The sequence below is a fragment of the Kribbella sp. NPDC023972 genome, assembly GCF_040639075.1.
Taxonomy (GTDB): Bacteria; Actinomycetota; Actinomycetes; order Propionibacteriales; family Kribbellaceae; genus Kribbella.
The window spans coordinates 199,051-212,049 of sequence record NZ_JBEZZH010000001.1 but is presented as its reverse complement, the minus strand read 5'-3'; the positions used below and the strand labels follow the sequence as shown (position 1 = coordinate 212,049).

The following is a 12,999-nucleotide window of genomic DNA, read 5'->3' as shown; positions in this document are numbered from 1 at the left end:
CGCAGCGCCGGAAGATGCGACGGCTTGTCCGGCCCCCTACGGTTGAGCCATGGTTGGCCGACTCGTGACCAGAGCCCGGCTGCGCGCGATCGCGCCCTGGGCCGGACTCGCCCTGCTCTTCCTGGTCACCTCGGTCTCGGTCGGGTTGTTCGGGTTCTCCAACGACTCCGAGCGGGTCACCATCGGCGCCCACGCGGCGACGGTCTCCCCGACGTTCGACGGCCACGCCACCCTCGACCTCGGCGCCGTACTGCCCCGCCTGCGCCTGCCCACCGACTCTCCGGGCGGTGTCGGCGTCAACATCGACATCCAGGAGACCGACGCCGACAACCTCGCCGAGCTGCTCAACCGTGACGCCCTGATCGCCTCGCAGCCGGACGGTGAGATCGCGCGGATCCAGCAGGTGATCGGGGAGATGGCCGTCGACAACGCGGTCGCCGGCGCCGGCACCGGCCTGCTGGTCGCGGTCGTCGTCGCAACGGTCTGGACCGCACTCGGCCCACGCCGCCGTCGCGAGCTGTGGGATCTGGTGCACAAGCACGAACGCCGGGTCGAGCACCGCGCGATCGTCGTACTGGTCGCGATGCTGATCACGATCGCGTCGATCTTCGGCCCGGGCCGGATGCGACCAGCCGAGGTGCCGCCGACCGAGTGGCGGCCGCTGCACCAGCTGCTGCCGGAGCTGTCGTTCGACGAACGGCTGAAGGACGTCGAGGTGGCGGCCGGCTTCTCCACCACCGGTGGTGTCGGCGTCATCCGTACGGCGGTCGAGACGTACGAGCGATCCACCCAGTTCTACGGCCGGCTGCGGGACCGGGTCACCCGGGTCGGCGGCCGGATCCACCAGGCGACCGAGGGGGAGACGGTCGCGCTGCTGGTGTCGGACCGGCACGACAACATCGGGATGGACCCGTTCGCCGCCGAGGTGGCGAAGGTGGCCGGGGCCAAGGTGCTGATCGACGCCGGCGACGACTCCTCGTCCGGGCAGTCCTGGGAGGTGTTCAGCATCCACTCGCTGGCCCAGCACTTCCGGGACCTGAAGGTGGTCGCGGTGGCCGGCAACCACGACGCCGGCGGGCACATCGAGAACGCGATGCGCAAGAACGGGTTCACCGTGCTGGACGGCAAACCGGTCGAGGTGGAGGGGATCCGGTTCCTCGGCGACAGCGACCCGACCCGGACCGGGCTCGGCAGTGCGGACTCGCCGGGAGACGAGACCATCGCCGAACAGTCCGAACGGCTCGCCGACGTCGCCTGCGAGCAGCCGGACGACAAGCGCATCTCGACCTTCGTCGTCCACGACCCGTCGTCGTTCGCCGACACCGCGGCCCGCGGCTGCGCGACGCTGCTGCTGTCCGGCCACCTGCATCGCCAGGTCGGGCCGGAGCACGAGGTGGTCGACGGCCGCCCGGTCACGACGTACACGAACGGCACGACCGGGGGAGCGGCGTACGCCTTCGCCCTCGGCTACACGTTGCGACGGCCGGGCGAGGTCACCCTGATCACCTACTCCGACGGGCAACCGATCGGCCTCCAGAGCGTCACCGCGGAACTCACCGGCGAGGTCACCGTCGGGGCCTACACCCCCTTGCCTTCTTGACGATTCAGGTGCCGCGTCAGGCGTCGTACGCAACGGTCATGAGCTGTTAACTGTCCAGTAACGGGGGCGGACCAGCAAGCCCAGTGGTTTGTAGGAGTAGGGTTTTGTGACGTGCGTCGCGCAAAGATCGTTTGTACGCTCGGCCCGGCTACGGCCGCCCCCGAGCGCATCCTGGAACTCGTCCAAGCAGGTATGGACGTCGCAAGGCTCAACCTGAGCCATGGTGCCCATGCCGAGCATGAGCGCATCTATCAGCGGATCCGCACCGCAGCGGCCGAGACCGGCCAGAACGTCGGCATCCTGGTCGACCTGCAGGGGCCGAAGATCCGCCTGGCCGAGTTCGCCGAGGGCAAGGTCACCCTGACCTACGGCGAGCGCTTCACCATCACCACCCGGGAGGTCCCGGGTGACGTGACCATCTGCGGTACGACGTACGACGGCCTGCCCGGTGACGTGAAACCGGGCGACCAGCTGCTCATCGACGACGGCCGGATCGCGATGGTCGCCGAGGAGGTGACCGAGACCGACGTGGTCTGCCGGGTCACCGTCGGCGGGCCGGTGTCGAACCACAAGGGCATCAACCTGCCCGGCGTCGCGGTCAGCGTGCCGGCGTTGTCGGAGAAGGACGCCGAGGACCTGCGCTGGGCGCTGCACCTGCCGGCCGACATGATCGCGCTGTCGTTCGTCCGGGACGCGGCCGACGTGCAGCTGGTGCACAAGATCATGGACGAGGAGGGCCTGCGGGTCCCGGTGATCGCCAAGATCGAGAAGCCGCAGGCGGTCGCCAACCTGGACGAGATCATCGAGGCCTTCGACGGGTTCATGGTGGCCCGCGGCGACCTCGGCGTGGAGCTCCCGCTCGAGGAGGTCCCGCTGGTGCAGAAGCTGATCATCGACCAGGCCCGGCTGAACGCGAAGCCGGTCATCGTCGCCACCCAGATGCTGGAGTCGATGATCTCCGCGCCGCGGCCGACCCGGGCCGAGGCGTCCGACGTGGCGAACGCCGTACTCGACGGTGCCGACGCGGTGATGCTGTCCGGTGAGACCAGTGTCGGCCGGTTCCCGATCGAGACCGTGAACACGATGTCGCGGATCGTCTCGTCGACCGAGCAGCACGGCCTGAGCCGGCTGAAGGAGATCGAGTGGGAGCCGCGGACCAAGGGCGGCGTGATCGCCCGGGCCGCCGCGGACGTCGCCGAGCGGCTGGACGCGAAGTTCCTGGTCGCGTTCACCCAGAGCGGTGACACCGCGCTCCGGCTGGCCCGCTACCGGACCGAGATCCCGGTGCTCGCCTTCACCCCGGTCCCGTCGGTGAGCTCCTGGCTGAGCGTCGTCTGGGGCATCGAGACGCACATCGTCCCCACCGTCGACCACACCGACGAGATGGTCCGCCAGGTCGACCAGCGCCTGCTCGAGCTCGGCAAACTCCAGAAGGGCGACATCGTCGTCATCGTCGCCGGCTCACCCCCCAGCATCCCCGGCTCCACCAACGCCCTCCGAGTCCACCGCATGGGCGACGCCATCGAAGGCATAGCCCCCGCCTACCGCAACCCGTAACCAGGCAGCGGAGAACGACAACAGAACAGCCAGAAACCTGTTGTTGAGGCGAGCGGTCACCTGACCGCCCGCCTCAACTGCGTTGTGGCACGGTACGGCGACCTGCCACCCGGTTCGGCGTCCTACGACTTAGGCCCGACGAACTCGCCGAGCCGCGCGACTGCGTCTCGCCGGGCGACCGACAACGCATTGCGTCGCGGCATCCGCCAAGGAATGCCAAGCAGCCCCAGCGCCCACTGGCACAGCGCCAAGATGTCCGCGGAATCATTGGAGAACATGTACCGCGGGTACTCATACCTCTTCACCTCCCCGCCGACGACCCGAGTCGCCCAGTTCGCGACCCGGCACCCGTCGGAGTCGAACAGGCCGCGGAGGAAGAGATCGGGGTGCTGGGCAACGATCTCCCGCTGCCAACCCGCCAGCTCGATCCGGCGGTGGTGCTTCGGGCCAGGCCCGTGCTGAGGGAACAGGCACGGCCAGTGCTTCCAGTACGAAACGACGGAGGTGTAGCCGACGGCCTGAACCCGGTGGACCGGTCGACTCGGGTGTACGGCGGTCACCGCCGCCACTGCCTCGTCGATCAGCCTGGGATACGCGTCGTCGCACGCGATCCGCAGGGCGTAGACCTCTTTCCTGTGCTTCGAGAGACAGCCGTCGCCCAGGTACAGCCCCAGCAGATGCGCGTACGACGTCGCCGCGGGCTGCCTGTTCGTGCAGCGCGGACAGTCGCTCGGGTAAGGCCGACGACCCTCTCGGTCCCGCCAGTCACGGAGCGTAGCCCGACTCACCCCGAGCCGCTTGCTGATCGCGTTGAGGCTCTCACCGCCCGCCATCGCGGTCCGGGCGACAGCCCGCATCTCCTCGTCGTACATGACCCGAGGTTGTCACCCACGACCGACAGATCCCGGTCGCCTATCTGTGCCCTGGGTGGGATTCGAACCCACACTGTACGCAGTTTGAGTGCGCCCTCTCTGCCGTTGGAGTACCAGGGCATTCCGCTGGAAGATCCTAGCCCATTGGGCTGGTCAAATTGCCACGTGGGGATTCCGCTCCGCCAGACGTCGAGCAGAACTGTCGGTGGTCTGCCGGAGCATGTGGCATGGCTCACTTCAGGTCGCGGGAGACTGTGGAGTCGGCGCTGCGGATGTCTGATGAAGGGGTCAGCGATCAGCACAACGCCGAGATCCACGGTGTTGCGGTGCAGACGATTCGGACCTGGCGGCGGCGGTATCAGCTCGAAGGACGGACTCGCAAAGGTGGCGGGTATCCAGCGACGCCTTGTCCGCCGTCTGATGGGGCTGAGCTGGATGAGGCGGCGTAGGCCTTGTTGGGGTGGTATCTGGGCGATGGGTCCATCGCACGGGCACGACGTGGCGTGTTCACGCTGCAGATCGCGAACGATCAGAAGTATCCGGAGCTGAACCAGGAGATCGCCGCGACGATCAAGGTGGTGAAGCCAAATGCGAGCCCGTGTCTGCGCGGCGGCTCGACCGCGATCCGGATCGAGGCGCGATGGAAGCACTGGCCCTGTGTCTTCCCGCAGCACGGTGCCGGACGGAAGCGCCTGCGCAAGATCGAGTTGGAGCCATGGCAGCTGGAGATTGTTGCCAAGTATCCCGAACGGTTGCTGCGAGGGTTGTTCCATTCGGACGGGTGCCGGCTCGTTAACTGGGCCAGCAGGCCGGGGTGGACCGGCGGCACTACTACGTGCGCTACTGGTTCGCCAATGAGTCGGAAGATATCCGGAAGATACTCACCGACGCCCTTGATCTGCTGGGTATTGCTTGGCGACAGCCGCGGCGGAACGCGATCGCGGTGAGTCGGAAGGAGGCGGTTGCGGCGCTCGACACCTTCGTTGGACCGAAGATGTGAAGTGGGGTCGATAAGGTGTGCGGTGTGACTGGTAAGCGTGTGGTGATCGCTGAGGATGAGGCGTTGATCCGGATGGATCTGGCCGAGATGCTGGCTGAGGAGGGGTACGACGTCGTCGGGCAGGCGGGAGACGGGGAAGAGGCCATCCGGCTGGCGACGGAGCATCGGCCCGATCTGGTGATTCTCGACGTCAAGATGCCGAAGCTGGACGGATTGAGCGCGGCGGAGAAGATCGCCGGTGAGCGGATCGCGCCGGTGCTGATGCTGACCGCGTTCTCGCAGCGCGAGCTGGTCGAGCGGGCCCGCGACGCCGGCGCGATGGCGTACCTGGTGAAACCGTTCTCCAAGGCCGATCTGCTGCCCGCGATCGAGATCGCCGCGTCCCGGTACGTCGAGCTGGCCGAGCTGGAGCGTGAGGTCGCCGACCTGGCCGAGCGGCTGGAGACGCGCAAGCTGGTGGATCGGGCCAAGTCGATCCTGCAGACGAAGTTCGGGCTGTCCGAGCCGGACTCGTTCCGGTGGATCCAGAAAACCGCCATGGACAAGAGAGTTTCCATGCGCCAGGTCGCGGAGTTGGTCGTTGACGAGGCGGGTGGTAGCGATTGAGTCACTCTCCGCGTATGGCGCTGAGCGCGCGTACAGCAATCACCACCTCCCATGGTGCTTACCGCTGTAACGACCTCACAACACACGCTCGGTGACGTCGCCGCAGGTGGCACCGGAGGTCTAACCTGCGGGTGCTCGCGGGAAACGCGGGGGTCCGGCCAATCGTTCGGACTATCCAGACATGGGAGGAACAGTGCACCAGCGTTCCGTAGTACGGGTCGGCGCGTCGCTGATCGTTGCGTCGTTGGCCCTGACTGCCTGCGGTTCACGCAGTGGCGACGATGGCGGGGGCTCTGGCGGAGATGCGACCAAGACCGCCAAGATCGGCGTGATCGCGCCTCTGTCAGGAGATCTGTCGGCGCTGGGTCTGGGTATCCAGCACTCAGTGGAGCTGGCCGTCAAGCAGGCCAACGATTCCAACGCGATCCCGGGCTGGAAGCTCGAGGTCGTGCCGAAGGATGACGAAGGCAAGCCGGAGCCGGGCAAGAACGCGGCCACCGCGCTCGCCGGTGACGCCGACGTGATCGGCGTGGTCGGCACGCTGAACACCAGCGTCAGCCAGCAGGTCCAGCCCGTTCTCGCACCCAAGAACATCGTCCAGGTCTCGCCGGCCAACACCGGCCCGGGCCTGACCCAGGGCGCCAACTGGCAGACCGACCCGAAGCGGCCGTACCCGACGTACTTCCGCACCTGCACCACCGACGCGGTCCAGGGTCCCTTCGCGGCGCGTTACCTGTACGAGACCGCGAAGATCACCAAGGTCGCCACGATCCACGACAAGAAGGCGTACGGCCAGGGCCTGGTCGGCACCTTCACCGAGGAGTTCAAGAAGCTGGGTGGTCAGGTCGTCGCGGCCCAGACCATCAACCCGGACGACTCGAACTACCAGGCCGTGATCTCCGCGATCAAGCCGTCCGCGCCGCAGGCCGTCTACTACGGCGGTGAGTACCCGCAGGCCGGTCCGCTCTCGCAGCAGATGAAGGCCGCCGGCCTGAACGTCCCGCTGATGGGTGGCGACGGTATCTACGACCCGAAGTTCATCAGCCTGGGCGGCAAGACCAGTGAGAACGACCTCGCCACCTCGGTCGGCGCCCCGATCGACAAACTGCCGTCGGCGAAGAAGTTCGTCGAGGACTACACCGCGGCCGGGTTCAAGGACCCGTACGCGGCGTACGGCGGCTACTCCTACGACGCGGCGAACGCGATCATCGCTGCGCTGAAGAACTCGCTGAAGGACGCGAAGGACGTCGAGTCCGCGCGCCAGGCCACGGTCGACGCCATGAAGGACGTTTCGTTCGACGGCGTGACCGGCAAGGTCGCGTTCGACGAGTACGGTGACACCACCTCCAAGGTGCTGACTGTCTACAAGGTCTCAGGCGGCAAGTGGGCTACCGTCGAGACCAAGGAATTCAAGTCCGAGTAAGTAGGTCGACCTCATGCCTCGGGGGTGGGAGCTGATCCTCCCGCCCCCGTGGCATGTCGGAACTGAGGCAGTTGGGAGGTCGACGTGGACCAGTTCTTCCAGCAGCTCGTGAACGGGCTGACCCTGGGATCCCTGTACGCCCTGATCGCGGTCGGTTACACCGTCGTCTACGGCATCGTGCAGCTCATCAACTTCGCCCACGGCGAGGTGTTCATGATCGGTGCGTTCGGCGCACTGACCACGTACCTTTTGTTCTTCGACGGTCAGACCGGCGTGTGGATCCTGCCGATCATGATCGTCGGCGCCATCATCGCGTCGGTCGGTACCGCGGTGGCGATGGAACGTGTCGCGTACCGTCCCCTGCGGAACGCGCCACGACTCGCACCGCTGATCACCGCGATCGGCATCTCCGTCTTCCTGCAGGAGTTCATCCGGTTGTTCTACGAGCAGCCGGGCTGGACCGTTGTGGTGTTCGCGGTCCTGGCCGTCGCCCTCGGGTACTTCGTCGGCGGGCTGCTGTCGAACGCCGAGCTGAACAACCCGGTGACCAAGTGGTACGACCGCGCCCCGCTGCTCGGCGGTGCCGCCGGCGCGGTCGGGCTCTGGGTCGTGGTCCGGCTGATCGATCGCGACCTGTCCTTCATCCTGGTGCCCGGCGTCATCATCGTCGGCGCGGCCGTCGGTACGGCGATCGGCTGGTTGCTGTCCGTCGCCGTACGGCAGCGCGCGCGCACCGAGATCGGCACGGTCGCGATCCTGGAGGCGGCGGCCGTCGCGGCGGCGGCCGCGGAGCTGACCTGGGTGATCTTCAAGACGATCATCAGCAGCATCGAGTGGCCCAGTGCCAAGCAGCGCATCCCGTTCCCGCAGATCGACGTGGTCACCGGCAGCGCGCTGGACGTCAGTGGAGTGACGATCCAGCGGTCGGCGATCTTCACCGTCGCCGCGCTGGCGGTCTGTGCGGTGCTGCTGTGGTACTTCATCAACCGGACCCGGCTCGGCCGGGGAATGCAGGCGGTCTCGCAGGATCCGGACACCGCCCGGTTGATGGGCATCAACGTCGACCGGATCATCGTGGTGGCCTTCGCCCTCGGTGCGGTGCTGGCCGCGGTCGCCGGGATCTCGCAGGGCTTCCAGAACAACAACATCGAGTTCCGGATGGGCTTCCTGGCCGGTCTGAAGGCGTTCACCGCCGCGGTTCTCGGTGGCATCGGCAACGTCTACGGTGCCGTCGTCGGTGGTCTGGTGCTGGGCGTCGTCGAGGCGATGGCCACCCAGTACGTGCCAGGTCAGTTCGGTGGCGGTTCCTGGAAGGATGTCTGGGCGTTCGTCATCCTGATCCTGGTACTGGTGTTCAGGCCGCAGGGCCTGCTCGGAGCGAGGGTGGTGGATCGGGCATGAGCGACGTGAAAACGACTCCGGAGATTCCGGAGGCGGTGGCCCAGCCGCCGGTGAAACCGATCGCGTGGACGGTCGGTGTCGCCGGTGCGGTGCTGGTGATCGTGGGCTCCTTCCTGTCCTGGAGCTACGACGGCTCGATCCTGAACGATCTGTCGATCAACTTCTATCCGGGCGGCCTGCAGATCCTCGCGATCATCGGGGCCGTGCTCGCGCTGGTCCTGCTGCTGGCCGAGCGAGGGCCGCTGACGACGCTGGGTACCTGGCTGGACGCGACTCTCGGCCTGCGGGCGCTGGGCCTCGGCCTGACGCTGTACATGGTGCTGATCGTGGTGGCGATCACCGTGGAGTCGGACGGCCTGATCAACGTCAACCCGGGTGCCTACGTCTCGCTGGCCGGCGCCGCCCTGATCCTGGCGAGCTCGCGGATGCTCGCGTTGCGGCAGCTGCGTGACCTGAGCCAGGCGAGGCTGCCGGCCTGGTCGGAGATCCTCGCCATCGCCGTGATGATGGCGGCGATCCTGTTCGGCGCGGCGTACGCGCTGGGCCTGACGGATGCGTGGTCGTTCATCCTCTGCCTGCTCCTCATCGCCACGGTGATCCTGACGCTGTTCCGGACCGGCGTGATCGGCTGGTTCGGCCACGTCGCCCAGCGGCACAAGAAAGTGCTGACGCTGGCGGCCTTCGTGGTCGCGTTCTTCTTCCCCTTCACCCAGAAGGGGTCGGACGCGAACATGTCGATCGCGACCCAGGTGCTGATCTTCGCGGCCACCGCGATGGGCCTGAACATCGTGGTCGGACTGGCCGGCCTGCTGGACCTCGGTTACATCGCCTTCCTCGGTTCCGGCGCCTACGTGGCCGCGATGTTGTCGGAGTCGGCGTTCGCGACGATCGACTGGCACCCACCGTTCCCGGTCGTGGTGCTGATCGGCGCCTGTGTGGCGGCGACTCTCGGTCTGATCATCGGGTCACCGACACTACGCGTCTCAGGTGACTATCTGGCCATCGTGACGCTGGGCTTCGGTGAGATCTTCCGGCTGGCGATGTTCAACCTGGACGGCATCAACGGCCCGCTGCTGACCAACGGCCCGAACGGTATCCCCGGCATCCCGGAGCTGGAGATCGGCAACTTCAACTTCGGCGACGAGCACACGGTCGCCGGGCTGGAGCTGGGCCGCTTCTCGAACTACTACTTCCTGCTGCTGGTCCTGATCGCCTTCGTCATCCTGGTCTTCGCCCGGCTGAACGACAGCCGGATCGGCCGGGGCTGGGTCGCAATCCGGGAGGACGAGAAGGCGGCCGAGGCGATGGGCGTGAACGTCTTCGGCCTGAAGGTGCTGGCGTTCGCGATCGGCGCGTTCCTGGCCGGTCTGGCCGGCACCATCAAGGCGCACCAGGATGTCGCGGTCAGCCCTGATCAGTACATCTTCCTGGAGTCGGCGTTCCTGCTCGCCGCGGTCGTGCTGGGCGGTATGGGCACCATCGCCGGTGTGTTGCTCGGGGCAACGATCCTCAAGCTGTTGCCGGAGAAGCTGCGGTTCTTCTCGGAGTACCGGCTGATGCTGTTCGGTCTCACCCTGGTGCTGATGATGCGGTTCCGGCCGGAGGGCCTGGTCGCGAACAGGCGCCGGCTGCTGGAGTTCCACGAGGAGGACGAGGCGTTGGCCGTCGCGGTCGAGGAAGAGCGCCTGATCGTCGAGGAGGCGAAATGACCGTCACCGAAACGCAGCCGACGACGACCCGGCCGATCGGGCAGCCGGTGCTGGAGGTCTCCGGTGTGACCATGCGGTTCGGTGGTCTGCTGGCGGTCAACAATGTCAACCTGACCGTGCGGGAAGGCGAGATCGTCGGTCTGATCGGCCCGAACGGGGCCGGCAAGACGACGTTCTTCAACTGCCTGACCGGCCTCTACAAGCCGACCAGCGGTGTGGTCAGGTTCGCCGGCACGCCGCGGAAGCCGAAGCCGCCGAAGCGCCAGAAGAGCGAGTCGGAGGAGGCGGTACCGGCGCAGCCGCTGAGTGCGCTGACACCGTTGCCGCCGAAGCCGCGGGCGGTGGTCCGGGCCGGGATGGCCAGGACGTTCCAGAACATCCGGCTGTTCGCCAACATGACCGCGCTGGAGAACGTCATGGTCGGCCGCTACTGCCGGACCAGCTCCGGCGCGCTCACCTCGGTGCTGCGCGGGCCGAAGTTCCGCAAGGAGGAGGAGGCCACCCGGGCCAGGGCCCAGGAGCTGCTGAACTTCGTCGGTCTGGGCAAGTCCACCGAGCACCTGGCCCGGAACATGCCGTACGGCGACCAGCGGCGGCTCGAGATCGCCCGCGCGCTGGCCACCGACCCGAAGCTCATCCTGCTGGACGAGCCGACGGCCGGTATGAACCCGCTGGAAACCCGGCAGGCCAGCGACCTGATCTTCAAGATCCGGGACTCGGGTCTGTCGGTCGTGGTGATCGAGCACGACATGCGGTTCATCTTCAACCTCTGCGACCGGGTGCTCTGCCTGGTCCGCGGCGAGGCCCTGATCGAGGGCACACCGGCGGAGGTGCAGTCGGATCCGCGGGTGATCGAGGCGTACATCGGGACCGGCGAGGAGGACGAGGACGAACTCGTCGCCGGCGATCGTCCGCAGGATGTGGAGGAGGAGGCCCCATGACGGTATTGATGCCACGCCTCCGGCGCGGCGGGTCATGGGGCTTCGGCTCCCAGTCTGTGCTTTTGGCCGGGCCTTCGGCGCCGGCAGGGTCATGGGGCCTTGCCTCCCAGCCTTCCCTCGTCGCTCCAGTCGCTCCGCTCCCTGCGCTCCTCAGTCCAGGCAGGGAGGGCCCCATGACCGTGCTCCCTCCACTTCTCAGTCCAGACCGGGAGGCCCCATGACCGCGATGCTCGAGGTCCGCGACCTGGAAGTTGCCTACGGCAAGATCGTCGCGGTGAAGAAGATCAGCTTCAGCGTGGAGCAGGGCCAGGTGGTGACGCTGATCGGCACCAACGGCGCCGGCAAGACCACCACGCTGCGGACGATCTCCGGCCTGCTCCGGCCGTCGTCGGGCGAGGTGCTCTTCCAGGGTGAGCGGATCGACACCGTGGCGGCGCACGACATCGTCGCGCGAGGGCTGGCGCACTCACCCGAGGGCCGGCGGATCTTCCCCCGGCTGTCGGTCGAGGAGAACCTGCTGCTCGGCGCGTTCGCCCGCAAGGACGCGGCCGGGATCCGCACCGACCTGGACGCGGCGTACGACCTGTTCCCGATCCTGGGGGAGCGGCGCAAGCAGCCGGCCGGGACGTTCTCCGGCGGTGAGCAGCAGATGCTGGCGATGGGCCGGGCGATGATGAGCCGGCCGAAACTGCTGATGCTGGACGAGCCGTCGATGGGTCTGTCGCCGATCATGATGAAGCGGATCATGTCGACGGTGACCGAGTTGCAGCGGCAGGGTACGACGATCCTGCTGGTCGAGCAGAACGCCCAGGCCGCGCTGAAGCGGGCCGACTACGGCTACGTGCTCGAGGTCGGCAAGATCGTGCTGTCCGGAACGGGAAGCGACCTGCTGGTCAACGACGAGGTCCGCAAGGCCTACCTCGGCGAGGACTGACCCCGGCACATTTGGTGGGTTGACCCACCGAGTGGTGGGTTTGCCACCCTGAATACGGGTGGCAAACCCACAAGCTCGTGGGTCAGCCAGCGAAATGGGGCCGGTCAGCGGCGGAGGATGATCAGGAGTTGCACGAGTAGCGGGGCGACGATCAGGGCGGGCAGCAGGTCCGCGACCGCGATCTGCTTGAGCTTCAGCAGCCGGAGCGCGACACCGACCAGCATCACCCCGCCAGTGGCGCCCAACGCGGTCACATGCGCTTCCGGGAGTACGTCGCCCAGCACCGCACCGACCGCGGTCATCAGGCCTTGGAGCACCAGTACGACGAGCGCGGAGGCCGCCACGCCCCAGCCGAAGGACGCGGCGAAGGCGATCGAGGCGAAACCGTCCAGCACCGCCTTGAGGAACAACTGGTCCGCGCCCCGGCCGAGCCCGTCGGACAGCGCGCCGAGGAACGTCAGCGGCCCGACGCAGAACACCATCGACGCGGTCACGAACCCCTCGACGAACCTGCTCTCGCTGTCGCCGCGGCTGAACCGGTGCTGCATCCAGGCACCGAAGTCCTCCAGCCGCTGCTCGATCCGCAGCAACGAGCCGGTGATCCCGCCGATCAGCATCGCGCCGAGCACGATCAGGATCGGCGCGCTGTCACCCACCGCGTCGCTGAGCACCTGATCGCCGACCGTGAGTGCCGACGTTATCGCGATCAGCAGCGTGACGAGGCCGAGCGCGTCGGTGACCAGGTCTCGGGTGCGGTGACTGAGCCGATGGCCGATGAGTACGCCGAGTACCGACCCGACGAGGACTGTCGCGACGTTGACGACAGTTCCGATTCCGACGAACAAACCTGGTCTCCGATCAGCCCGGGGGGCAGCTTTGCAACTGACCCCCAAGGGCCTACTGTTGCGCGAGGACGAGCGTATCCGCACGTCCCGTTCACCTCGGGGGTGGACCAG

General features: G+C 67.2%; 12 protein-coding genes and 1 tRNA gene. 10 read left to right on the top strand and 3 right to left on the bottom strand.

Annotation, left to right across the window (positions count from 1 at the left end; translation table 11 throughout):
* The first annotated feature begins 49 nt into the window (after positions 1-49).
* A complete protein-coding gene (locus AB0F43_RS00960) occupies positions 50-1,600 on the top strand; it encodes a metallophosphoesterase (protein ID WP_360468825.1) in 1,551 nt (516 codons plus the stop codon).
* Between the two features lie 111 nt (positions 1,601-1,711).
* Complete coding sequence (gene pyk / locus AB0F43_RS00955) at positions 1,712-3,157, top strand: pyruvate kinase (protein WP_360468823.1); 1,446 nt, start codon at positions 1,712-1,714, stop codon at positions 3,155-3,157.
* Between the two features lie 122 nt (positions 3,158-3,279).
* Here the strand turns inward: pyk and AB0F43_RS00950 are convergent, their stop codons facing one another.
* On the bottom strand, positions 3,280-4,029 hold the full coding sequence (locus tag AB0F43_RS00950) for a transcriptional regulator (RefSeq protein WP_360468822.1): 750 nt from the start codon (positions 4,027-4,029) through the stop codon (positions 3,280-3,282).
* 47 nt (positions 4,030-4,076) lie between these two features.
* Positions 4,077-4,149 (bottom strand) — tRNA-Leu (locus tag AB0F43_RS00945).
* 107 nt (positions 4,150-4,256) lie between these two features.
* On the opposite strand from AB0F43_RS00945, the gene AB0F43_RS00940 reads away from it, so the two are divergent.
* The 8 genes from AB0F43_RS00940 (at position 4,257) to AB0F43_RS00905 (ending at position 12,043) form a co-directional block, all read left to right on the top strand.
* Positions 4,257-4,478 carry a helix-turn-helix domain-containing protein gene (locus AB0F43_RS00940; protein ID WP_360468820.1) on the top strand — a complete coding sequence of 74 codons (222 nt, stop codon included), beginning with the start codon at positions 4,257-4,259 and terminating at the stop codon, positions 4,476-4,478.
* A 54-nt stretch (positions 4,479-4,532) separates the two neighbouring features.
* Positions 4,533-4,976, top strand: a complete 444-nt coding sequence (locus AB0F43_RS00935) for a hypothetical protein (protein ID WP_360468818.1) — start codon at positions 4,533-4,535, stop codon at positions 4,974-4,976.
* Positions 4,977-5,044: 68 nt separating this feature from the next.
* Positions 5,045-5,635 carry a response regulator gene (locus AB0F43_RS00930; protein WP_360468816.1) on the top strand — a complete coding sequence of 197 codons (591 nt, stop codon included), beginning with the start codon at positions 5,045-5,047 and terminating at the stop codon, positions 5,633-5,635.
* 181 nt (positions 5,636-5,816) lie between these two features.
* Positions 5,817-7,058, top strand: coding sequence for a branched-chain amino acid ABC transporter substrate-binding protein (locus tag AB0F43_RS00925; protein WP_360468814.1), 1,242 nt, complete (start codon positions 5,817-5,819; stop codon positions 7,056-7,058).
* 84 nt (positions 7,059-7,142) lie between these two features.
* Positions 7,143-8,459 carry a branched-chain amino acid ABC transporter permease gene (locus AB0F43_RS00920; RefSeq protein ID WP_360468812.1) on the top strand — a complete coding sequence of 439 codons (1,317 nt, stop codon included), beginning with the start codon at positions 7,143-7,145 and terminating at the stop codon, positions 8,457-8,459.
* A complete protein-coding gene (locus AB0F43_RS00915) occupies positions 8,456-10,168 on the top strand; it encodes a branched-chain amino acid ABC transporter permease (RefSeq protein ID WP_360468811.1) in 1,713 nt (570 codons plus the stop codon). Before AB0F43_RS00920 ends, AB0F43_RS00915 begins: the two co-directional genes overlap by 4 nt.
* Entirely contained in the window at positions 10,165-11,109 is a 945-nt protein-coding gene (locus AB0F43_RS00910) for an ABC transporter ATP-binding protein (RefSeq protein WP_360468809.1), read from the top strand. The genes AB0F43_RS00915 and AB0F43_RS00910 overlap by 4 nt, the downstream gene beginning before the upstream one ends.
* 217 nt (positions 11,110-11,326) lie before the next feature.
* The gene (locus tag AB0F43_RS00905; protein ID WP_360468807.1) at positions 11,327-12,043 is read left to right on the top strand and encodes an ABC transporter ATP-binding protein; all 717 of its coding nucleotides are present in this window, start codon (positions 11,327-11,329) and stop codon (positions 12,041-12,043) included.
* Positions 12,044-12,147: 104 nt separating this feature from the next.
* Here AB0F43_RS00905 and AB0F43_RS00900 read toward each other — a convergent pair whose 3' ends face one another.
* Positions 12,148-12,888 (bottom strand): DUF554 domain-containing protein, encoded by a 741-nt coding sequence (locus tag AB0F43_RS00900; protein ID WP_360468805.1) that lies wholly within the window; start codon positions 12,886-12,888, stop codon positions 12,148-12,150.
* Between the last annotated feature and the right edge of the window lie 111 nt (positions 12,889-12,999).

Bases quoted from the DNA above. Each gene is read 5' to 3' on its own strand.
- AB0F43_RS00950 (WP_360468822.1), bottom strand. From the start codon at position 4,029: ATGTACGACGAGGAGATGCGGGCTGTCGCCCGGACCGCGATGGCGGGC.
- AB0F43_RS00940 (WP_360468820.1), top strand. From the start codon at position 4,257: ATGGCTCACTTCAGGTCGCGGGAGACTGTGGAGTCGGCGCTGCGGATG.
- AB0F43_RS00910 (WP_360468809.1), top strand. From the start codon at position 10,165: ATGACCGTCACCGAAACGCAGCCGACGACGACCCGGCCGATCGGGCAG.
- AB0F43_RS00960 (WP_360468825.1), top strand. From the start codon at position 50: ATGGTTGGCCGACTCGTGACCAGAGCCCGGCTGCGCGCGATCGCGCCC.
- AB0F43_RS00925 (WP_360468814.1), top strand. From the start codon at position 5,817: ATGGGAGGAACAGTGCACCAGCGTTCCGTAGTACGGGTCGGCGCGTCG.
- AB0F43_RS00905 (WP_360468807.1), top strand. From the start codon at position 11,327: ATGACCGCGATGCTCGAGGTCCGCGACCTGGAAGTTGCCTACGGCAAG.
- AB0F43_RS00915 (WP_360468811.1), top strand. From the start codon at position 8,456: ATGAGCGACGTGAAAACGACTCCGGAGATTCCGGAGGCGGTGGCCCAG.